At 52.6% G+C, this 20,741-nt stretch carries 18 protein-coding genes and 1 pseudogene; 11 read left to right on the forward strand and 8 right to left on the reverse strand.

Annotation, left to right across the window (positions count from 1 at the left end; all coding sequences use genetic code 11):
- From ACOTX2_RS14145 to ACOTX2_RS14170, 6 genes and pseudogenes are all read left to right on the forward strand, one after another.
- Window positions 1-278 (forward strand): annotated as a pseudogene (locus tag ACOTX2_RS14145) (fimbrial chaperone); the annotation flags it as partial.
- Between the two features lie 81 nt (window positions 279-359).
- On the forward strand, window positions 360-2,954 hold the full coding sequence (locus ACOTX2_RS14150) for an outer membrane usher protein (protein ID WP_063148372.1): 2,595 nt from the start codon (window positions 360-362) through the stop codon (window positions 2,952-2,954).
- A 38-nt stretch (window positions 2,955-2,992) separates the two neighbouring features.
- Window positions 2,993-3,562 (forward strand): fimbrial protein, encoded by a 570-nt coding sequence (locus ACOTX2_RS14155; protein ID WP_032625598.1) that lies wholly within the window; start codon window positions 2,993-2,995, stop codon window positions 3,560-3,562.
- A 26-nt stretch (window positions 3,563-3,588) separates the two neighbouring features.
- Window positions 3,589-4,152, forward strand: a complete 564-nt coding sequence (locus tag ACOTX2_RS14160; protein ID WP_023299346.1) for a hypothetical protein — start codon at window positions 3,589-3,591, stop codon at window positions 4,150-4,152.
- Window positions 4,153-4,166: 14 nt separating this feature from the next.
- Window positions 4,167-4,769, forward strand: a complete 603-nt coding sequence (locus tag ACOTX2_RS14165; RefSeq protein ID WP_022647078.1) for a fimbrial-like protein — start codon at window positions 4,167-4,169, stop codon at window positions 4,767-4,769.
- Between the two features lie 20 nt (window positions 4,770-4,789).
- On the forward strand, window positions 4,790-5,875 hold the full coding sequence (locus tag ACOTX2_RS14170; RefSeq protein WP_050483641.1) for a fimbrial protein: 1,086 nt from the start codon (window positions 4,790-4,792) through the stop codon (window positions 5,873-5,875).
- Window positions 5,876-5,878: 3 nt separating this feature from the next.
- Here the strand turns inward: ACOTX2_RS14170 and ACOTX2_RS14175 are convergent, their stop codons facing one another.
- The 4 genes from ACOTX2_RS14175 to ACOTX2_RS14190 all read right to left on the reverse strand — a co-directional run bounded on the left by ACOTX2_RS14175 (window position 5,879) and on the right by ACOTX2_RS14190 (window position 9,429).
- Window positions 5,879-7,126, reverse strand: coding sequence for a polysaccharide deacetylase family protein (locus ACOTX2_RS14175; RefSeq protein WP_063148371.1), 1,248 nt, complete (start codon window positions 7,124-7,126; stop codon window positions 5,879-5,881).
- 63 nt (window positions 7,127-7,189) lie between these two features.
- Window positions 7,190-7,630, reverse strand: coding sequence for a PTS sugar transporter subunit IIA (locus ACOTX2_RS14180; protein WP_022647075.1), 441 nt, complete (start codon window positions 7,628-7,630; stop codon window positions 7,190-7,192).
- Between the two features lie 105 nt (window positions 7,631-7,735).
- Complete coding sequence (locus ACOTX2_RS14185) at window positions 7,736-8,506, reverse strand: ABC transporter permease (protein WP_022647074.1); 771 nt, start codon at window positions 8,504-8,506, stop codon at window positions 7,736-7,738.
- Window positions 8,503-9,429 carry an ABC transporter ATP-binding protein gene (locus tag ACOTX2_RS14190; protein WP_003856300.1) on the reverse strand — a complete coding sequence of 309 codons (927 nt, stop codon included), beginning with the start codon at window positions 9,427-9,429 and terminating at the stop codon, window positions 8,503-8,505. Before ACOTX2_RS14190 ends, ACOTX2_RS14185 begins: the two co-directional genes overlap by 4 nt.
- Window positions 9,430-9,536: 107 nt before the next feature.
- On the opposite strand from ACOTX2_RS14190, the gene can reads away from it, so the two are divergent.
- The gene (gene can, locus ACOTX2_RS14195) at window positions 9,537-10,199 is read left to right on the forward strand and encodes a carbonate dehydratase (protein WP_003856301.1); all 663 of its coding nucleotides are present in this window, start codon (window positions 9,537-9,539) and stop codon (window positions 10,197-10,199) included.
- Between the two features lie 64 nt (window positions 10,200-10,263).
- Here the strand turns inward: can and hpt are convergent, their stop codons facing one another.
- Entirely contained in the window at window positions 10,264-10,800 is a 537-nt protein-coding gene (gene hpt, locus ACOTX2_RS14200; RefSeq protein WP_003856303.1) for a hypoxanthine phosphoribosyltransferase, read from the reverse strand.
- Window positions 10,801-11,006: 206 nt separating this feature from the next.
- Between hpt and ACOTX2_RS14205 the strand changes: the two genes are divergently transcribed.
- Window positions 11,007-13,397 (forward strand): glucose/quinate/shikimate family membrane-bound PQQ-dependent dehydrogenase, encoded by a 2,391-nt coding sequence (locus ACOTX2_RS14205; protein ID WP_063148370.1) that lies wholly within the window; start codon window positions 11,007-11,009, stop codon window positions 13,395-13,397.
- 86 nt (window positions 13,398-13,483) lie between these two features.
- Here ACOTX2_RS14205 and cueO read toward each other — a convergent pair whose 3' ends face one another.
- On the reverse strand, window positions 13,484-15,043 hold the full coding sequence (gene cueO, locus ACOTX2_RS14210) for a multicopper oxidase CueO (RefSeq protein ID WP_063148369.1): 1,560 nt from the start codon (window positions 15,041-15,043) through the stop codon (window positions 13,484-13,486).
- Window positions 15,044-15,188: 145 nt separating this feature from the next.
- Here cueO and ACOTX2_RS14215 point away from each other — a divergent pair, with 145 nt between their 5' ends.
- The 3 genes from ACOTX2_RS14215 (at window position 15,189) to speD (ending at window position 17,302) form a co-directional block, all read left to right on the forward strand.
- Complete coding sequence (locus tag ACOTX2_RS14215) at window positions 15,189-15,536, forward strand: YacC family pilotin-like protein (RefSeq protein ID WP_003856306.1); 348 nt, start codon at window positions 15,189-15,191, stop codon at window positions 15,534-15,536.
- Window positions 15,537-15,637: 101 nt separating this feature from the next.
- A complete protein-coding gene (gene speE, locus ACOTX2_RS14220; protein WP_063148368.1) occupies window positions 15,638-16,507 on the forward strand; it encodes a polyamine aminopropyltransferase in 870 nt (289 codons plus the stop codon).
- Entirely contained in the window at window positions 16,508-17,302 is a 795-nt protein-coding gene (gene speD, locus ACOTX2_RS14225; protein ID WP_022647070.1) for an adenosylmethionine decarboxylase, read from the forward strand.
- Between the two features lie 31 nt (window positions 17,303-17,333).
- Here speD and yacL read toward each other — a convergent pair whose 3' ends face one another.
- Window positions 17,334-17,696, reverse strand: a complete 363-nt coding sequence (yacL, locus tag ACOTX2_RS14230; protein WP_022647069.1) for a protein YacL — start codon at window positions 17,694-17,696, stop codon at window positions 17,334-17,336.
- Between the two features lie 182 nt (window positions 17,697-17,878).
- A complete protein-coding gene (acnB, locus tag ACOTX2_RS14235) occupies window positions 17,879-20,476 on the reverse strand; it encodes a bifunctional aconitate hydratase 2/2-methylisocitrate dehydratase (RefSeq protein ID WP_022647068.1) in 2,598 nt (865 codons plus the stop codon).
- Between the last annotated feature and the right edge of the window lie 265 nt (window positions 20,477-20,741).

The following is a 20,741-nucleotide window of genomic DNA, read 5'->3' on the forward strand; positions in this document are numbered from 1 at the left end:
CAGGAGATGCAGCAGCCAAAGTAACGTGGTCACAACAAATACAAGGTAATACGCTAAACCTGATCGCACACAATGATTCCCCTTACAACGTTTCTATTTCAAATGTAAAGCTGAAATCAGCAAATAAAGAGTACCAGGTTGAGCATAAATCTATTTTACCGTTTAGTACTCAAATTATGCAGGTAAAAGGTTTAGGTAGTACTGCCACCGGCACTGTTGCTTACGAAACCATTAATGACAATGGCGGCTCTGATACTTTTGAAAGCAAAGTAAATTAATAACCGCACCACCGCCACATTATAAATATAACACGTATGAATGATTCATAGCATTCATACGACGACTTGTCTGGATGAAGCATGCTATTTCAACGATCAATTTTATGTCTCGCAATCTGTGCAGCATTTCCTCTGCATGCCAGCGAGACTGAAAAAAAAGCTGTAGACACCTCATCCGAAACAGAATCGGCAATTGAATTTAATGACCAGTTCCTTATCGATAATGGTGGAGGTATCAATGTCGATCGTTATGCTTATGGCAACCCAGTTCTGCCAGGTACTTACCGTGTAAAAGTGAATTTGAATGGCAATTCAAAATCCACGGTCGAGATGACATTCATTGATAACAAAACGCCACGTGCCTCAGCATGTCTGACTAAACTCACGCTGACACAGGCAGGCGTTGATACCAGCATATTAGGCGATGATGTCAAAAACGACGAAACGTCTTGCGTAGATATCAAAAAATATTATCCCGGTGCTTCTGAAAATTTTGATAGTAGCAAGCAGGAAATGGATCTTAATTTCCCGCAAATCTACGTGCTTAAGCTTCCAGCAGGGTATGTCGATCCTTCATTATGGGATAATGGTGTTCCGGCCGGATTACTCTCATACGATCTTAATACCTGGCACAGCGAGTCAAACGGCACCAATTCAGATACCGCTTATGCGGGCTTGCATTATGGCCTGAACGTGGGGCCGTGGCGTTTACGTTCTCGCGGCAGTCTGAACTGGGACAGCGATAATGGCACACATTATTCCAGCCAGGATATCTACCTCCAGCGAGACATCACACCACTTAACGCACAGATGGTAATGGGTGATTCCTACACACGCGGTGATGTCTTTGACTCGGTGAGCCTGCGTGGTGCGCGTATGTATAACGATGACCGCATGCTCCCGGAAGGCACCTCTGGCTACGCGCCAGTAATTCGTGGTGTGGCAAACAGTAACGCCAAAGTTAGCGTAACGCAAAGCGGCAATAAAATTTATGAAACCACCGTTCCACCCGGTGCTTTCGAGATCAATGACCTCAGTACAACAGGCTATGGCAATGATTTGATTGTCACTGTAGAGGAAGCCGATGGAAGTAAACGGACGTTTACCGTTCCGTTCTCCTCAGTTACACAAATGCTCCGCCCAGGCTCCAGCCGCTGGGATGTGGGTTTAGGTGAGCTGAATGATGATTCATTGCACGATAAGCCAAACGTTGGCTACGCAACTTACGCGTATGGTCTGAATAATACCTTTACCGGTTACGTGGGTGCGCAATATACGGATATGGATTTCTACGCCGGCCTGCTTGGTCTGGCTATGAATACCCGTATTGGTGCATTCGCATTAGATGTTACCGGGTCCTATGCCGATATCGACGGGCTGGACACGCTTAAAGGGCAAAGTTATCGGCTGACCTACAGCAAAATGCTTGAAGCTACTAACACATCTCTTAACGTGGCAGCTTATCGCTTCTCTACAGAAGATTATCTCAGCCTTAACGATGCCGCCTCATTGCAGGACAGTATTCATCACGAGGAATATGGCAATCGATCTTATGACAGCAATGCCGAGCTTTATGCTGATTATCAGCGTACCAAAAACCAGATACAGGTCAGCCTGAACCAGCCATTGAATGTTAACGGTGATGAATACGGCTCACTCTATATTAGCGGTACCTGGCAGGATTACTGGAATGACTCCAGCTCCACCTCCGACTACAGCGTGGGTTACAACAATAGTTTTGCTTACGGTAGCTATAGCGTTTCTGTGCAACGCACGTACAACGAAACAGGGGAAAAGGATGACAGCGTTTATTTAAACGTCAGTATTCCATTCAGCATATTCAATAAAGATAGCGCGCAGTCAGGCGGATTCAATAACGTCAACATGAGCCTGCGCACTGATTTAAAAGGCGGTACCAGTTTTAACTCTACGGCAAGCGGCAACTCCATAAACAGTGAAGTGAGCTATTCCGTTAGCGCCTCATCAAGCGGGGGCAACTACGGCAACCTGAACCAGGTCAGTGGCTATAGCTCATGGAACAGTCCTTACGGGCCGCTCGGTGTCTCAGCGTCCTTTGGCGATGACAATAGTAAACAGTATTCCGCGAGTTATAACGGCGGAATGGTTGTCCACTCGGGTGGCGTTGTATTTACATCCGGCAGTATCGGCGAAACGGATTCACTTGCGCTGGTAAAAGCAAGTGGCGCAACGGGTGCTCGGCTGGGTTACGGCCAAAGCCGCATTAACAGCTCCGGGTACGGGATTATGCCGTATATGTCAGCCTACAGAGAAAACCGAGTATCGCTCGATATCAGCACTCTCGAAGCAGACGTTGAAATCAAAAATACCAGCGCTGTTGCCGTACCTCGCAATGGCTCCGTTGTATTAGTGAATTTTGAAACGGATGAAGGTCGTTCGCTTGTTCTGGAATTACAACGTTCTGATAACGGCTTTATTCCGTTAGGTGCAGACGTTCTGAATGAGAAAAACGAATCTATCGGAACGGTAGGCCAGGCAGGACAAGCTTATGTACGCGGTGTGGAAGACAAAGGCGCTCTCCGGGTGGTATGGGGAAGCGATGGATCCAGCTCTTGCACGGTGCATTATCAGATTCCTGAAAATGCGAAGAAAGCAGGCTTAACCACGATTCTGAGTAATCAACAGTGCCAAATGTAATGATGTTAAAACAGGGAATCACACCCATGGGAAATAATATGAAGAAAAATCATTGCGGTTATTCATTAATCGCATTAGCAATGTTAGCGATGTCAGGTTCTGCTGCGGCAGCCGATCTCAATGTTAACTTCACTGCCAATATCCGCGAAACCACCTGCGATATGAAACTGGTCGGCGGTACGGGTTCAGATACGCAGCAAACGCTGACTATCGGTAATAACGGTCAGGTACGTTTAGATGATGTCAAAGCCGGAACGGCAAATGCCAATTTCAAAATTGTGCTCGTTGAATGCCCGGCGTCGCTAACCTCGTTAAAAACAACCGTAAAAGGAACCAAATCAGGTTATTTAGCTAGCGGCCTTGTTAACCAGATTGCAAAAACTAACGGTGGCGCTGATTACTCTGCGGCTGAAATCGCCAGAGCCGATGCACCAAATACTCCTTTTATCATTAACTCAACCCTGGATTCAGAGCGCCTGGTCTGGAGTCCGACAGAAATCCAGAATAAGGAAGTTGCTCTGGTGGCCACCTTACGTGAAACAAAAGAAAACAGCATGACCATTGGTGATTTTCAGGCCGTGGCGACCTTTGAATTTAGCTACGAGTGATTAGTGCAGGAAAACGGAGCAACATTATGAAATTCAATTCTACTTTTATCGCCCTGTCCGTTTCTGCTCTTCTGTTCTCGGGAATGGCAAGCGCAGCAATTACAGGCACCCCTAGTGTCGAATTAACGATTAAATCAAAAATTGTATCAGGCACATGTACCGCAAAAGTACTTAACGATGCAGGCACAGCCTCCACTGAAATTGCGTTCGGCGACGTATACAAATCCGATCTGGTGAACAAAACCCGTGTCGAGCCGCTCAAGATTAGTTTCACCAACTGTTCTGGAGTAACCAAGGCAACGGTGTCCGCTGCGAAAGGCGCTGGTGGTGAATGCAGTGGCGTCAACAAGACGGGTGATTCTTACTCTGGCGGCTTAGCAACGGGCTTTGAGATCTGGTCGGGTGTTGTCGATACTGGCGAGCTTATGAGCTGTAACACGCCTCCGGCTGCTAAGGATGTCACCATTACTGATGGTACCGGTGAATTCCCGATGAATTCCCGTATCGTTATCGGGCAAGGCCAAACCATTGCTGATGTAGGCGCGGGGGCGGTTACTGCGCCAGTCACGTTTACTATCGCTTATCCATAATACCAGGAACCAGTATGCAACAATCACCGTTTATTTTATACCAGCCCGGTCTTGTGTTGCTTATGGGCTTGGCTGGTGGCATCTTGCCTGGCGTAAGCCAGGCAAGCTCAGGATTAGACGTAAATATTACCGCTAACATTGTTAATAGCACCTGTAAGATGACCGTGGAAAATGACGGCGAAATTTATCTCCCCAATGCGATGCGCAGTTGGTTTTATAACCCGGATGGTAGCGATCGTTTTACTGCAACCGATGATGCAGGCGGTACGCCTTTTAAGATCCATGTAGATGATTGCTATGGAGACAGCGGTACGGCTAAAAAGCTGAGTTTTAGCTTTTCGCCGCAGTCGGGTTTCTGGCCAGGACAAAATCAGGTTTTCAAAAGTGATGATACCGCCGCAGGCGCGGCAAAAAATGTCGGCGTCGTCGTTTTCTCAGAAAAATATAAAAAGAATGTTTTAAACAACGACGGCACGTCAAAAATCACTTATGACGTAAGCGGTCAGGATACTGCATTTTTAACGGATTATCAGTTCTATGCCCGATATCAAAATATTGGCGTAGTGGCTGGTGGTGTCGTTACCAGTAAAGTATTGGTTGACGTCACTTACGAATAATAATCAGAACAGGAAAAAGGATGAGAATGTTCAACTTTATAAGACAGGGTTTCAACGTGAAAGGCACAATGGCGTTTGCCATGGCGAGCGCGTTATTAACCCTCAGCCACTCCTGCTGGGCAGATGAGTGCCGCATGAATAATGGAAAAGGCGGCACAACCACGCTGATCAATTCTGACTACTCAGGTGGCACCGTACGTCTTCCCCCTCCGGGTAATTATGCCAGTACTCTTTTTAACGTTAACCTGACACCAGGCATTCAGGCCGAATGTGGTATGGGGGACGATGGTTTTAACCTCGTGTCACAAACAAACCCGACCTTGCTGATGGGGAGCAGTTATGGCAGGGCTATGTTTGAAACAAATATTCCGGGGATTTATTATTCCGTAAGGGTGCACACCGCAGAAAGCGATGGAGGCATGGGTGGTTACTTCGCTATGAATACTACTGGCTGGACTACCGTTGCATCCTCAGGTAAGTCTGACCCCTGGGATAGAAAATGGATAAACACCTCAGTTCAAATTTATATTGATGAAGGTTACAGAGGCAACCCGAACAAAGAAACCGCAATCAGACCCAAACCCGGCACTCTGGGTAAAATGGCTATTGGTAATCCAGATGATACTAACAACCGACCATGGACATTTGTGGTCAACGAGGACTCATTCCAGATCCCGATCGTTCTTCCAACCTGCGACATGGCCATGCTATCGGATGGTACTAATAATGTTAACCTGGGAGAATATTATGTTTCAGACATTAAAAACAATCGGGTTAAGGATATCCCTTTTTCCATTAGCTTAAGCAATTGTACCGGTGTGGCAAATATCACAACCAAACTCACCACCTCAAAGCTAACCGGAAAAAATAATGATCTTCTTGGTAATACGCTTTCGTCCGGAGCTGAAGGCGCAGGCGTGAAAATCATGTATAACGGAACCTCTCAACTTCTGCCGAATAATCCTGACTCATCCTATGTCATAACGGATTACCAAACCCCTGAATCCAAGCAAATTAATTATGTTGCTCAACTGGTAGCAAACGGAAACACAGTGAAACCGGGGTCGTTTAAAGCCACCGGCGTATTCACCCTTTCATACGACTAACCGCTATCCCTGCGGCTGATTACTGATCAGCCGCGACATCGTCTCCAGTGAATCCGTTCTTAAGATATACAAACGCTTCAACAGGAACGGATTATCCCCCGGCTTCACCTTCCCTTTCATCGTCGTCACTGCCAGATGAAAACCAGCGTCATTCGCTGCCTTTATCGCTTTATTGTCATAGCCGCCAAATGGATACGACACATACAATACGCGCGGGTTGAACTGAGCCAGTGCACGACGTGAGCGTTCAAAATCAAACAGGATCACGTGATAGCTACGGCTCAACAGGATGGGGTGTTTATAGCCATCCACGCGATGCAGGAAATGAGTGTGAGACTGAATGTCGAACACATCCTGGATGCCCTTGATTTCCTGAACGCTCATAAACTGTAGCGATTTTGGATCCCACTTCTGCGGATGGCCTTTGATTCGGGATGAAATTATAAACGCCGTCGCGTTGAAGCCATATTCTTTCAGCACCGGATACGCATAGCGGCTCACCGATTTGAGGCCATCATCAAAGGTGATCACCACCGCTTTCGCGGGCAGGTTCATCTTGTTACGCACGTACCCTTCAAGCTGGTACATCGTCAGCGTGGTGTAGCCCTGATCGCGTAACCAGGCCATCTGATTATTAAACGCACGTACGCTGGTCGTCGTGGAGGTATGTCGAAAACGGGTGTTCTCTTCATCACGCAAAATATGATGGTAGGTCAGAACCGGTAGCCCGTTATCTTCCTGCGCATCCAGGCTGCTTACCCATGCCAGACGATTACCGATACGGATCTGGAACCAGGTCTGGTTCAGGCGGTCTTTCAGCTTATTCAGAATCGGATAGCGAAGATTAGCGCTTAAGGTGCCAAAGGGCGCGCTTCCGCTGCTGGGGGCGTTATACACCGGCGTGTCTTTCCAGGTAATGAGGTTTTGATTACTGAGCGGCTTGTTCAAGTCACCCAGGCTATCCTCAACGCGTTGTTTGCCCTGAACTTTTTCAAGGTGGTCTTTATCAATAAACCCCGTACCGAATCCGAAACGAAATTCATAGTAATCCGCCGCGGCCGGAAAGACAGCGAGGATCTGCCCGGCGCGGACATTCCCCACATTCACAACGGCATTTCCCACCTGCGCCCAGATGGCCGCATCTTCGGTGGTTTGCATATACTGAGCAGGAAGGCCTTGCTGGCTGGTCAGGCTGGCAGACGCACCACCGGAAACCACGAGCAGAAGGACAAAGATAACGCGCTTGAGCATGGAATATAAATCGACACAGAAAATCAGCCGCCATTGTAACAAAAGCGGCATCAATACCAATGTTTAATGCTTATACAGATCGTGAAGCAGAACAAAAGGCGGGTTCTTCTGCTGCTGGTGCCACAAGCTGCTCACGCCCGGCGAGCCCTGCGCCACAATGGCGTGACGAAACTCAGCGCTGCTCAACGTTGCGCGCAGCGGATACATCGCTTCGAGTAAAGGCAGGCTGATACCGGAGATTACTTCACAGTTATCGTGCTTATGGCTCATTAGGGCAGCCGCACGGTATGGCGCCGCGCCGGATCTGTCAGTGAGAAAAATCACGCCATCGCCGGTGTCGGTTTCATGCAGCGCGTCACACATCATCCGGCTGAGCATATTGGTGCTCAGCCCTCGCCAGTAATTTACCGCACGACATTGCGCCAGGGGGCCAAATCGGGCCTCCAGCTTAAGCAGCATTTCCTGTGCCTCTTCATCGTGGCAGGTGATCACCCATCCCAGCATAACGTCTCTCCTTAGCAGGCGAGTAGTTTATCCAGGTGAAGGTTAGTTTACGGTGATAACTGTCAAAGAAAGTGCCCGGCAAACAGAACGTCGCCGGGCAGAAGGTTAGCTACGCAGCCCGCGTCCGCGCTGGATCAGATACCAGCACAGCAGATAGAATGCCACGATAAACACCACCAGCACCACAACGGTGGTGAACAGCGGGACATCGGCAATACCGAGGAAGCCAAAGCGGAAGCCGCTGATCATGTAGACAATCGGGTTCAGGTGCGACAGCGCCTGCCAGAACGGCGGCAACAGCGTCAGGGAGTAAAACACCCCGCCCAGATAGGTCAGCGGCGTCAGCACGAAGGTCGGGATCAGGCTGATGTCATCAAACGTTTTAGCAAACACCGCGTTCAGCAGCCCGGCGAGGGAGAACAGGATCGCCGTCAGCAATAATGTGAGCGCCACGAACAGCCACGAATGCACCTGGAACGGGACGAAGAACAACGAAATCGCCGTCACCAGAATCCCCACGCACAGCCCGCGCGCTACGCCGCCGCCCACGTAACCGGCGATGATCACATGCGTTGGCACCGGGGCCACTAGCAGCTCTTCAATGTTGCGCTGGAACTTGGCGCTAAAGAACGACGACGCTACGTTCGCGTAAGCGTTGGTGATCACCGCCATCATGATCAGGCCCGGCACGATAAACTGCATATAGGTAAAACCGTGCATCTCACCAATGCGGGAGCCAATCAGGTTACCGAAAATGATGAAGTAGAGCGTCATGGTGATCACCGGCGGCACCAGGGTTTGCACCCAGATACGCATAAAGCGGTTAATCTCTTTTGCCCAGATGCTTTTCAGCGCGACCCAGTAAAGATGCGTCATGCCTTGTCTCCTTGTTTGTCGTGCACCAGAGAGACAAACAGCTCTTCCAGTCGGTTTGCTTTGTTACGCATGCTTAATACCTGAATGCCCTGCGCACTCAACTGTGAGAACACGCTGTTGATACCCTGCTCGCGCAGCACTTCTACCTCCAGCGTCGAGGTATCGACCAGGCGATAGTTGTAGCCCTCCAGTTTCGGCAGCGCGCTTTTCGCCGCCAGATCGAGGATAAAGGTCTCTGATTTGAGCTTGGAGAGCAGATTCTTCATCGAGGTGTTTTCCACCAGCTCACCGTGCTGAATAATGCCGATATTGCGGCACAGCATTTCCGCCTCTTCCAGGTAGTGCGTGGTCAGAATGATGGTGGTGCCTTTATCGTTCAGATCTTTCAGGAAGCCCCACATGGAACGACGCAGTTCAATATCCACGCCAGCAGTCGGCTCATCAAGAATAAGCAGCTTTGGCTCGTGCATCAGCGCGCGGGCAATCATCAGGCGGCGCTTCATCCCCCCGGACAACATCCGCGCGCGTTCGTTACGCTTCTCCCACAGGTCGAGCTGTTTCAGATACTTTTCGCTGCGCTCAAGCGCCTCTTTGCGCTCAACGCCATAGTAACCCGCCTGGTTAACAACAATCTGCTGTACCGTCTCAAACGGGTTGAAGTTGAACTCCTGCGGCACCAGCCCCAGCTGACGCTTGGCGTTGACCACATCTTTTTGCAGATCGTAGCCAAACACGCTGACGCGGCCGGAGGTTTTATTGACCAGCGAGCTGATGATCCCGATGGTGGTGGATTTCCCCGCCCCGTTCGGCCCCAGAAGCGCGTAGAAATCTCCCGCTTCGACTTTAAGATCTATCCCGCGCAGCGCCTGAACGCCCCCCGGGTAGGTTTTTTTGAGCTGTTCAAGCTCCAGTGCAATCGCCATGAATTCAACTTACCTTAAGTTCTGACACACGTTGTGTGGTTTCATTAAAAGTCGGGTTACCCTATAGTAGCGCAACGCAATCACTTGGTTACAGGTCGCTAACCTCCATGAACGACATAGATACACTCATCAGCAACAATGCACTATGGTCAAAAATGCTGGTGGAGGAAGACCCCGGATTTTTTGGAAAACTCGCGCAAGCGCAGAACCCGCGCTTTCTCTGGATTGGATGTTCTGACAGCCGTGTCCCCGCCGAACGTCTGACGGGTCTTGAACCTGGCGAACTGTTTGTTCACCGCAATGTGGCTAACCTGGTTATTCATACCGATCTCAACTGCCTTTCGGTTGTGCAGTACGCCGTTGACGTTCTTGAGGTTGAGCACATCATTATTTGTGGCCACTACGGCTGCGGCGGCGTGCAGGCGGCGGTCGAAAACACAGAGCTGGGGTTAATCGATAACTGGCTGCTGCACATTCGTGATATCTGGTTCAAACATAGCTCACTGCTGGGCGAAATGCCGCAGGAGCGCCGTCTCGACACCTTGTGTGAGCTGAACGTAATGGAGCAGGTCTATAACCTGGGCCACTCGACGATTATGCAGTCTGCCTGGAAACGCGGGCAGAAGGTCTCCATCCACGGCTGGGCGTACGGTATTCACGACGGTCTGCTGCGCAATCTGGAAGTGACCGCCACCAACCGCGAAACGCTGGAACAGCGTTACCGCTCGGGAATTGCCAACCTCAAGCTTAAGCATGTGAACCATAAATAACAAAGCCGGGGGTTTTCACCCTCTCCCTGTGGGAGAGGGCTGGGGTGAGGGCATCAGCCCGCAATTATTCGTCCAGAATCACTACTTTCCCAACATACGGCAGATGGCGATAACGCTGCGCGTAATCAATGCCGTAACCCACCACGAATTCGTCCGGGATGGAGAAACCAACGAACTCCACCGGCACCTGCACTTCACGGCGTTCAGGCTTATCCAGCAGGGTACAAATCGCCAGTGATTTTGGTTCACGCAGGCTCAGGATCTCACGCACTTTAGAGAGCGTGTTACCGGAGTCGATGATGTCCTCAACAATCAACACATCTTTGCCACGAATATCTTCATCCAGATCTTTCAGGATTTTCACATCACGGGTTGTGGACATGCCGCTGCCGTAACTGGAGGCGGTCATAAAATCGACCTCGTGCGGCACCTGCACTTCACGGCACAGGTCTGCCATGAACATGAAAGAACCACGCAACAGACCGACCAGCACCATTTCGCTGCCGCTGTCCTTGTAATGTTCGGTGATTTGACGACCCAGTTCGGCGATACGCGCTTTGATCTCGGCTTCCGGGATCATCACTTCAACAGTATGTTTCATATTACTAACCAAATGATTTTAGTGAAAATCTCTCAATGCGGATGACTCTCGCTCCGGCATCGATACGCAAGCCAGCCATTATACCAGTAAATGGATTGCCCTGGCGTATGAGTTATAAAAAGCAATATTTGTGATTCCGATCACAGTTGTTAATACCTATAATTAATTGCTAGCAAATAATTAACAAAACTGACGAGTACTTTTCTATGGCTGAAACAAAAACTAAACAGCCGCGTCTACTGGTGACATTAACAGCCGCGTTTGCCGCATTCTGCGCGCTGTATTTGTTAATCGGTGGCGTATGGCTGGTCGCGATTGGCGGCTCCTGGTACTACCCGATTGCGGGTCTGGTTATGGTTGGCGTAACCGTCCTGCTTTTACGCAGAAAACAATCTGCTCTGTGGCTGTACGCAGCGTTACTGCTCGCAACCATGATCTGGGGCGTCTGGGAGGTCGGATTCGACTTCTGGGCGTTGACGCCGCGCAGCGACATTCTGGTCTTCTTCGGTATCTGGCTGATCCTGCCGTTTGTCTGGCGTCGTCTGATCGTCCCTTCCAGTGGTGCTGTAGCCGGTCTGGTCGTTGCCTTGCTGATTAGTGGCGGCATCCTGACCTGGGCCGGATTCAACGACCCGCAGGAGATCCACGGTACGCTGAACACTGAATCCACGCCGGCTGCGGCTATCTCGCAGGTGGCTGACGGCGACTGGCCAGCCTATGGTCGTAATCAGGAAGGTCAACGTTACTCCCCGCTGAAGCAGATCAACGCGGACAACGTGAAAAACCTGAAGGAAGCCTGGGTATTCCGTACCGGCGACCTGAAGATGCCAAACGATCCGGGTGAGCTGACCAACGAAGTGACCCCGATTAAAGTGGGCAACATGCTCTACCTGTGTACGGCGCACCAGCGTCTGTTCGCGCTCGACGCGGCCACCGGTAAAGAGAAATGGCACTTTGATCCACAGCTGAACTCCAACCCGTCGTTCCAGCACATCACCTGCCGCGGCGTCTCTTACCACGAAGCGCGCGCTGATAATGCCAGCCCGGAAGTCATTGCCGACTGTCCTCGCCGCATTATGCTGCCGGTGAACGATGGCCGTCTGTTTGCCATCAACGCTGAGACCGGTAAGCTGTGCGAAACCTTCGCTAACAAAGGCATTCTGAATCTTCAGACCAACATGCCGGACACTACGCCGGGTCTGTATGAGCCGACCTCCCCGCCAATCATTACCGATAAAACCATCGTGATTGCCGGTTCGGTAACGGATAACTTCTCTACCCGCGAAACCTCCGGCGTTATCCGTGGTTTCGACGTGAACACCGGTAAACTGCTGTGGGCCTTCGACCCGGGCGCGAAAGATCCCAACGCGATCCCATCGGATGAACACACCTTTACCTTTAACTCACCGAACTCCTGGGCACCGGCAGCGTATGACGCGAAGCTGGACCTGGTTTACCTGCCGATGGGCGTGACCACGCCGGATATCTGGGGTGGTAACCGTACGCCGGAGCAGGAACGTTACGCCAGCTCCATCGTGGCGCTGAACGCAACGACCGGTAAACTGGCATGGAGCTACCAGACCGTTCACCACGATCTGTGGGATATGGATATGCCGTCCCAGCCGACGCTGGCGGACATTACCGTTAACGGTAAAACCGTTCCGGTGATTTACGCCCCGGCCAAAACCGGCAACATCTTCGTGCTGGATCGCAGCAACGGTAAGCTGGTTGTTCCTGCGCCGGAAAAACCGGTTCCGCAGGGCGCGGCTAAAGGCGACTACGTTACCAAAACACAGCCGTTCTCTGATCTGAGTTTCCGTCCGGAGAAAGACCTCAGCGGTGCAGACATGTGGGGTGCCACGATGTTTGACCAGCTGGTATGCCGCGTGATCTTCCACCAGCTGCGCTATGAAGGCATCTTCACGCCGCCGTCAGAGCAGGGCACGCTGGTCTTCCCGGGTAACCTGGGGATGTTCGAGTGGGGTGGGATCTCCGTTGACCCTAACCGTCAGGTCGCCATCGCTAACCCAATGGCGCTGCCGTTCGTTTCCCGTCTGATCCCACGCGGTCCGGGTAACCCAATGGAGCAGCCGAAAGATGCGAAAGGCAGCGGTACCGAAGCCGGTATCCAGCCGCAGTATGGCGTTCCTTATGGTGTGACCCTGAATCCGTTCCTTTCTCCGTTCGGTCTGCCGTGTAAACAGCCTGCCTGGGGTTACATCTCCGGTCTGGATCTGAAGACCAACAAGATCGTCTGGAAGAAACGTATTGGTACGCCACAGGACAGCATGCCGTTCCCGATGCCTGTTCCAGTGCCGTTCAATATGGGTATGCCAATGCTGGGTGGCCCAATCTCCACCGCCGGTAACGTGCTGTTCATCGCGGCAACCGCAGATAACTACCTGCGCGCCTACAACATGACCAACGGTGAAAAACTGTGGCAAGGCCGTCTGCCAGCCGGTGGACAGGCAACGCCGATGACCTATGAAGTGAATGGCAAACAGTACGTTGTCATCTCCGCAGGTGGTCACGGTTCGTTTGGCACGAAGATGGGCGACTATATTGTCGCGTATGCACTGCCTGACGACGCTAAGTAATGAAAAAGCCCGGTGGCGCTAACGCTTACCGGGCTTTCGGGTGTCCTATGTAGGCCGGGTAAGGCGAAGCCGCCACCCGGCTTTTTTTATACGGTAAAGCCCAGCATCATCCCCGTATCTTCATGCTCCAGCAGATGGCAGTGGGCCATATAGGCAAACTCTTTCGGCGCTTCGTGATCGAACTTCACCAGCACCTCGCTGACACCGCCTTCCACCCTCACCGTATCTTTCCAGCCCCGGCGATGCGCGTCCGGCGCTTTACCGTTCTCAGAGAGAATACGGAACTGCGTGCCGTGGATATGGAACGGGTGCAGCATCATGTCGCCTTCGCCTGAAATTACCCAGCGTTCAAACTGCCCTTTCGTGGCGGCGAACATGGGTGTGTTCATATCGAACGCTTTGCCGTTGATGCGGTTGGCGTCGTGGAAATCGAAACCATGGCCGCCGTGATCCATGCCGCCCATTTTACCGTGGTCCATATTCATATGGCCCATCATCTGGCCGTGGTGCATTCCCGCCATGGCCTGATTGCCGTACTTCTTCATCAGCGCCTGCATGCCCATCATGTCGAGCATCGGGTCCATGGAGAGCTGAAGTTTACGCTGCGTAAGCCCGTCCAGCGACGGGAGTGCGGGTAGCGTGGTGAGGGCGTCCGGCAGCGTACCGGAAGCGGCGATCTGTAGCGGCTGAATGCGCAGGACCGGATGGGGTTTATCAAACGGCGCAACGGCCATCCCCATCTGGCTGACCGGCAGGGTCACCAGGTCAAACGCTTTGCCATCGCTGATATCCACCAGCACCTCGAAGCGCTCGCCCATCAGCATCGGCAGCTCGCTCACCTTCACCGGTTCCGGCAGCAGGCCGCCGTCGCTTGCCACCACATACAGCGGGCGTTTATCGCTGGTGGCGAAGTTCAGCGAGCGGGCGTTACAGCCATTTAGCAGGCGTAAACGCAGCCAGCCTTTTGGCGCGGCATGCTGCGGGTAGATTGCGCCGTTGGTCAGCAGCGTATCGCCAAACCAGCCTACCGCCGCGCTCATTACGTCCAGCTGATAGTCAATTTGCCCGTCAGCGCTGAATTTTTTGTCCTGCACAGTCACCGGGACATCGTCGATACCCCACTGTTTTGGCAGGCGCAGCAGGCGGCTTTCATCGTCTTCAATCAGCACCAGACCGGCCAGCCCCATCGCCACCTGATGGCCCGTTTTGCCATGCTGATGCGGGTGGAACCAGCAGGTCGCCGCACGCTGGTCAGGAGTAAAGGTGACGCTGCGTTTACCACCAGGCCTGATGACGCCCTGAGGCCCCCCATCCACTTCGCCCGGGACTTCCAGCCCATGCCAGTGCAGCGTGGTCTCTTGCGCTAACGTGTTATGAATGTCTACCGTCACCGCCTTCCCTTTGCGTAACTGCAACGCAGGGCCGAGCAAATTGCCGTTATAACCCCACGTCGTGGCGGCGTGCTGACCGAACGTGGTTTTACCGGCCTGCACCACAAGCTGAATGCGGCTGCGGGCATCTGCGGCGAGTAATTCAGGTATGGGTAAAGCAGGTCTGTCGGCGGCAAAAACGGCGCGGCTCCAGAGCGGTAACGCGCTGGCAACCCCCAGCGCGGCAGAAAATTTTAAAAAATCACGACGTTGCATGTGCATTTCCTTATTTCCAGCAGGCGATCTTTTGAGCATAAACCCTCCCCTTACCGGAAGGTCAAGCACGGCGGCAATAATAAAGATCGTCGGCCTGGCATCAAGTATGCTAACGTTAATTTTCCGTGATGCAGTGGTAAAGGCAATGAAGACGTTTTTCAGAACAATTTTGTTCGCCAGCCTGATGGCGATGTGTGCGAACAGTTACGCGCTAAGTGAAAACGAAGCGGAAGATATGGCCGATCTGACGGCAGTTTTTGTTTTTCTGAAAAACGATTGTGGTTACCAGAATTTACCCAATGGGCAAATTCGTCGCGCACTGGTCTTTTTTGCCCAGCAGAACCAATGGGACCTCAGCAACTACGACAGCTTCGACATGAAGGCGCTCGGTGAAGACAGCTACCGTGATTTAAGCGGTATTGGCATTCCCACTGCTAAAAAATGCAAAGCGCTGGCTCGCGATTCACTCAGCCTGCTCGCCTACGTGAAGTAACCTTCCCGACGCCCCTTGTTGACCCGCTAACCGCTTCACGGCGGTGTTGTGTTGCGCCCATCTGCCGGATGTAATGGATGCTAACGAAGGAGGTGCTCCCCATGACCGAAAAAACGGTATGGCAAGAAACGCTGCATGACCAGTTTGGTCAGTATTTTGCCGTGGATAACGTGCTCTATCATGAGAAAACCGATCATCAGGATCTGATAATCTTCGAAAACGCCGCCTTTGGCCGCGTAATGGCGCTGGACGGCGTGGTGCAAACCACCGAGCGCGACGAGTTTATCTATCACGAAATGATGACCCACGTCCCGCTGCTGGCCCACGGCAACGCGAAGGACGTGCTGATTATCGGCGGCGGCGACGGCGCGATGCTGCGTGAAGTCTCTCGCCATCAGAATGTCGAAACCATCACCATGGTGGAAATCGACGCCGGTGTGGTGTCGTTCTGCCGCCAGTATCTGCCCAACCACAATGCCGGCAGCTATGACGATCCGCGGTTTAATCTGGTTATCGACGATGGCGTCAATTTTGTTAACCAGACCACGCAAACGTTTGATGTCATTATTTCTGACTGTACCGACCCTATCGGCCCCGGCGCGTCGCTGTTTACCTCGTCGTTTTACGAAGGCTGCAAGCGCTGCCTGAAGCCTGGCGGGATTTTTGTGGCACAAAACGGCGTTTGCTTCCTGCAACAGGATGAAGCGCTTGATAGCCACCGTAAGCTGAGCACCTATTTTGCTGACGTCAGCTTCTACCAGGCGGCGATCCCCACTTATTACGGCGGGATCATGACCTTTGCCTGGGCGACGGATAACGACGTCCTGCGCCATCTCTCCACCGAAATTATCCAGGCCCGCTTCCACCAGGCCGGACTCAAATGCCGATACTACAACCCGGCGATCCACACCGCAGCCTTTGCGTTGCCTCAATATCTGCAAGACGCGCTGTCCTCAAAGGAGGTGAACTAATTGAAAAAGCTTAAACTGCATGGCTTTAACAATCTGACCAAAAGCCTGAGTTTTTGTATTTACGATATCTGCTACGCCAAAACAGCAGAAGAGCGCGATGGTTATATCGCCTATATCGATGAACTCTACAACGCCAACCGTCTGACCGAGATCCTGACAGAGACCTGCTCGATTATCGGCGCCAACATCCTGAATATCGCGCGCCAGGATTACGAGCCGCAGGGAGCAAGCGTCACCATTCTGGTCAGTGAAGAGCCGGTTGACCCGCAGCTTATCGACAAAACCGAGCACCCCGGCCCACTGCCAGAAGTGGTTGTCGCCCACCTGGATAAAAGCCATATCTGCGTGCACACCTACCCGGAAAGCCACCCGGAAGGCGGACTGTGTACCTTCCGCGCGGATATTGAAGTGTCGACCTGCGGCGTGATTTCACCGCTGAATGCGTTGAATTATTTAATCCACCAGCTGGAATCCGATATCGTCACTATTGATTATCGCGTACGCGGTTTTACCCGTGATATCAACGGCATGAAGCACTTCATCGATCATGAGATCAACTCCATTCAGAACTTCATGTCCGACGACATGAAGTCGCTATACGACATGATGGATGTGAACGTCTATCAGGAGAATATCTTCCACACCAAAATGTTACTTAAGGAATTCGACCTTAAGCACTACATGTTCCACACGAAGCCGGAAGATTTAAGCGAAGAAGAGCGTAAGGTCATTACCGACCTGCTCTGGAAAGAGATGCGCGAAATTTACTACGGCCGTAACATTCCGACCGTGTAATCGTGGCCCGAAGCAGGGACGCTTCGGGGAGTTACTTCTGTTTCATAAAGTCGCGGTAGGCGTTCACCACTTTCAGGAAATCTTCCACACCGCACAGCGACAGGCTCTCTTCGTCGTAGTAGCTCATCCCCTCTTCCATCTCATCACCCGAGAACTCAAGCTGGTTGGCACGCACCATCACCTCTTCGCCATCCATCCACAGGGTGTATTCGTGCCCGGCGCGTTGCCAGGAGCGTTCACTGCCTTTCACCGTTTCCGCTGCCTGTTCGACTTCATCCAGCAGCGCGAGGTTCTCTTTCACCTCTTCGTTAAACCAGTGTCCAACGGCTTCGTGCCCCATCGACATTCGCACTTTCACCACGCCGGTGATGTCGCGCAAAAATTCGTAATCCATAGCGTTTTCCTCTGCAAAGCCATTAGGGTAATTATCGCAGCAGAGAGGAAGAAAAAAAGCGGGAGAGGTGGGAGGAATGAAAATAAAAAAAATACCCCTCACCCTGGCCCTCTCCCAAAGGGAGAGGGAATAAAATCCCCCTCGCCCCTTGGGGAGAGGGGTTAGGGGTGAGGGGTTGGTGTTTATACTGCCGTCTGGAAGATCACCCCGTCAGCCTTCTCGGTGTACTGAGAGAGCTGGTCGAAGTTCAGATAGCGATAGGTGTCCACCGCCGTCTTATCTACCTGAGCCACAAAGGTCTGGTACTCTTCCGGCGTTGGCAGTTTGCCAATCAGCGCCGCAACCGCTGCCAGCTCCGCAGAAGCCAGGTAGACGTTCGCCCCGGTACCCAAACGGTTCGGGAAGTTACGGGTGGAGGTGGAGACCACCGTCGCACCGTCGGCCACGCGCGCCTGGTTGCCCATGCACAGGGAGCAGCCCGGAATTTCAATACGCGCCCCGCTCTTACCGAACACGCTGTAGTAGCCCTCTTCGGTCAGCTGCGCCGCATCCATACGGGTTGGCGGCGCCACCCACAGACGGGTCGGCAGCTGGCCTTTGTGAGTATCCAGCAGCTTACCGGCAGCACGGAAGTGGCCGATGTTGGTCATACAGGAGCCGATGAACACTTCGTCGATCTTATCGCCCTGTACGTCAGAGAGCAGACGCGCATCGTCCGGATCGTTTGGCGCACACAGGATTGGCTCTTTGATATCCGCCAGATCGATGTCGATCACCGCCGCGTACTCTGCGTCAGCGTCAGCTTCCAGCAGCTGCGGATCCGCCAGCCATTTTTCCATGCCCTGAATACGACGCTCCAGCGTACGGCGGTCGCCGTAGCCTTCCGCAATCATCCACTTGAGCAGCACGATGTTGGAGGTCAGATACTCAATAATCGGCTCTTTGTTCAGCTTGATGGTACAGCCCGCCGCAGAACGCTCGGCAGAGGCATCGGTCAGCTCGAACGCCTGCTCAACTTTCAGATCCGGCAGACCTTCAATTTCCAGAATGCGGCCAGAGAAGATGTTTTTCTTGCCCTTCTTCTCAACGGTCAGCAGACCCTGTTTGATGGCATACAGCGGGATTGCGTGCACCAGATCGCGCAGAGTGATGCCCGGCTGCATTTTGCCTTTGAAGCGCACCAGCACGGATTCAGGCATGTCGAGAGGCATCACGCCGGTCGCTGCGGCAAACGCCACCAGACCGGAGCCCGCAGGGAAGGAGATACCAATCGGGAAACGGGTATGAGAGTCACCGCCGGTACCCACGGTGTCCGGCAGCAGCATGCGGTTCAGCCAGGAGTGGATAACGCCGTCGCCCGGACGCAGGGAGACACCGCCACGGTTCATAATGAAGTCAGGCAGCGTGTGGTGCGTAGTGACGTCAACCGGCTTCGGATATGCCGCAGTGTGGCAGAAGGACTGCATGACCAGGTCAGACGAGAAGCCCAGGCACGCAAGGTCTTTCAGTTCATCACGGGTCATTGGACCGGTGGTGTCCTGAGAGCCCACGGAGGTCATTTTCGGCTCGCAGTACGCGCCAGGACGGATACCAGCGACGCCGCAGGCGCGACCGACCATTTTCTGTGCCAGCGAGAAGCCGCGATTGCTTTCCGCCACGTCTTTCGCCTGACGGAACACGTCACTGTGCGGCAGACCCAGCGCTTCACGCGCTTTGGTGGTCAGGCCACGGCCAATGATCAGCGGAATACGGCCACCGGCACGCACTTCGTCGATCAGCACGTCGGTTTTCAGCTCGAAGCTTGCCAACAGTTCGTTGGTTTCGTGGTTGCGCACTTCGCCTTTATACGGGTAAACGTCAATCACGTCGCCCATGTTCAGGTTGCTCACGTCCACTTCAATTGGCAGAGCGCCCGCATCTTCCATGGTGTTGAAGAAGATCGGTGCAATTTTGCCGCCGAGGCACAGGCCGCCGCCGCGCTTGTTCGGCACGTGCGGAATATCGTCGCCCATGAACCACAGCACGGAGTTGGTCGCAGATTTACGGGAAGAACCGGTACCAACCACATCACCGACGTAGGCCAGCGGGAAACCTTTCTCCTGAAGCGCCTCGATCTGTTTAATCGGGCCAACGCTACCCGGCTGATCCGGCTCGATGCCTTCGCGGGCGTTTTTCAGCATCGCCAGGGCGTGCAGAGGGATATCAGGACGAGACCACGCGTCCGGAGCCGGAGAGAGGTCATCGGTGTTGGTTTCACCGGTAACTTTAAAGACGGTCACGGTAATTTTTTCAGCAAGCGCAGGGCGGTTCAGGAACCATTCGGCATCGGCCCAGGACTGCATCACCTGCTTCGCGTAAACGTTGCCTGCTTTGGCTTTTTCTTCTACATCGTAGAAGTTATCGAACATCAGCAGCGTTGAAGAGAGCGCTTTGGCAGCAATCGGTGCCAGCTTTTCGTTGTCCAGCGCGTCAATCAGCGGATGAATGTTATAGCCGCCCTGCATGGTGCCGAGCAGTTCAATGGCTTTTTCAGGAGTAACCAGTGGGGAGGTGGCTTCGCCTTTGGCGATAGCAGCAAGGAATCCGGCTTTTACGTAGGCAGCTTCATCTACGCCAGGCGGTACGCGGTTGATCAGCAGATCTAACAGGAATTCTTCTTCGCCCTCAGGCGGGTTCTTCAGCAGCTCGACGAGCGCGGCCATTTGGGTTGCATCTAAAGGTTTGGGTACAATTCCCTCGGCGGCACGTTCTGCTACGTGCTTACGGTATTCTTCTAGCACGACGGTTCTCCTCGCTCTCATTGTCATATGCGGCGGGCGTTCTCTTCACGCTCCTGTGAGACAGCAGTTTGTAGGGTAAATGCCCGATACCGCGTCGGGCAGCATAGCAGGATTTCTGCACAGTGTTAATCTGTTTACAAAAAAGCAACATTAAATTATTTGCTGAATCGTTAAGCATGGTGTAGCGGGGAGACGAGGCGAATCTTGTCCTCTTTCCCGTCGCCTTTTCAGCTATCCGATATAATTGTGTAATAAATACTCACAC

It is taken from the genome of Enterobacter cloacae complex sp. IR5412 (assembly GCF_049237385.1).
Taxonomy (GTDB): Bacteria; Pseudomonadota; Gammaproteobacteria; order Enterobacterales; family Enterobacteriaceae; genus Enterobacter; species Enterobacter intestinihominis.

What these genes read in the sequence shown, in the direction of transcription:
- ACOTX2_RS14150 (WP_063148372.1), top strand. Translation starts at nt 360, where the DNA reads ATGCTATTTCAACGATCAATTTTATGTCTCGCAATCTGTGCAGCATTT.
- ACOTX2_RS14155 (WP_032625598.1), top strand. Translation starts at nt 2,993, where the DNA reads ATGAAGAAAAATCATTGCGGTTATTCATTAATCGCATTAGCAATGTTA.
- ACOTX2_RS14160 (WP_023299346.1), top strand. Translation starts at nt 3,589, where the DNA reads ATGAAATTCAATTCTACTTTTATCGCCCTGTCCGTTTCTGCTCTTCTG.
- ACOTX2_RS14165 (WP_022647078.1), top strand. Translation starts at nt 4,167, where the DNA reads ATGCAACAATCACCGTTTATTTTATACCAGCCCGGTCTTGTGTTGCTT.
- ACOTX2_RS14170 (WP_050483641.1), top strand. Translation starts at nt 4,790, where the DNA reads ATGAGAATGTTCAACTTTATAAGACAGGGTTTCAACGTGAAAGGCACA.
- ACOTX2_RS14175 (WP_063148371.1), bottom strand. Translation starts at nt 7,126, where the DNA reads ATGCTCAAGCGCGTTATCTTTGTCCTTCTGCTCGTGGTTTCCGGTGGT.
- ACOTX2_RS14180 (WP_022647075.1), bottom strand. Translation starts at nt 7,630, where the DNA reads ATGCTGGGATGGGTGATCACCTGCCACGATGAAGAGGCACAGGAAATG.
- ACOTX2_RS14185 (WP_022647074.1), bottom strand. Translation starts at nt 8,506, where the DNA reads ATGACGCATCTTTACTGGGTCGCGCTGAAAAGCATCTGGGCAAAAGAG.
- ACOTX2_RS14190 (WP_003856300.1), bottom strand. Translation starts at nt 9,429, where the DNA reads ATGGCGATTGCACTGGAGCTTGAACAGCTCAAAAAAACCTACCCGGGG.
- can (WP_003856301.1), top strand. Translation starts at nt 9,537, where the DNA reads ATGAACGACATAGATACACTCATCAGCAACAATGCACTATGGTCAAAA.
- hpt (WP_003856303.1), bottom strand. Translation starts at nt 10,800, where the DNA reads ATGAAACATACTGTTGAAGTGATGATCCCGGAAGCCGAGATCAAAGCG.
- ACOTX2_RS14205 (WP_063148370.1), top strand. Translation starts at nt 11,007, where the DNA reads ATGGCTGAAACAAAAACTAAACAGCCGCGTCTACTGGTGACATTAACA.
- cueO (WP_063148369.1), bottom strand. Translation starts at nt 15,043, where the DNA reads ATGCAACGTCGTGATTTTTTAAAATTTTCTGCCGCGCTGGGGGTTGCC.
- ACOTX2_RS14215 (WP_003856306.1), top strand. Translation starts at nt 15,189, where the DNA reads ATGAAGACGTTTTTCAGAACAATTTTGTTCGCCAGCCTGATGGCGATG.
- speE (WP_063148368.1), top strand. Translation starts at nt 15,638, where the DNA reads ATGACCGAAAAAACGGTATGGCAAGAAACGCTGCATGACCAGTTTGGT.
- yacL (WP_022647069.1), bottom strand. Translation starts at nt 17,696, where the DNA reads ATGGATTACGAATTTTTGCGCGACATCACCGGCGTGGTGAAAGTGCGA.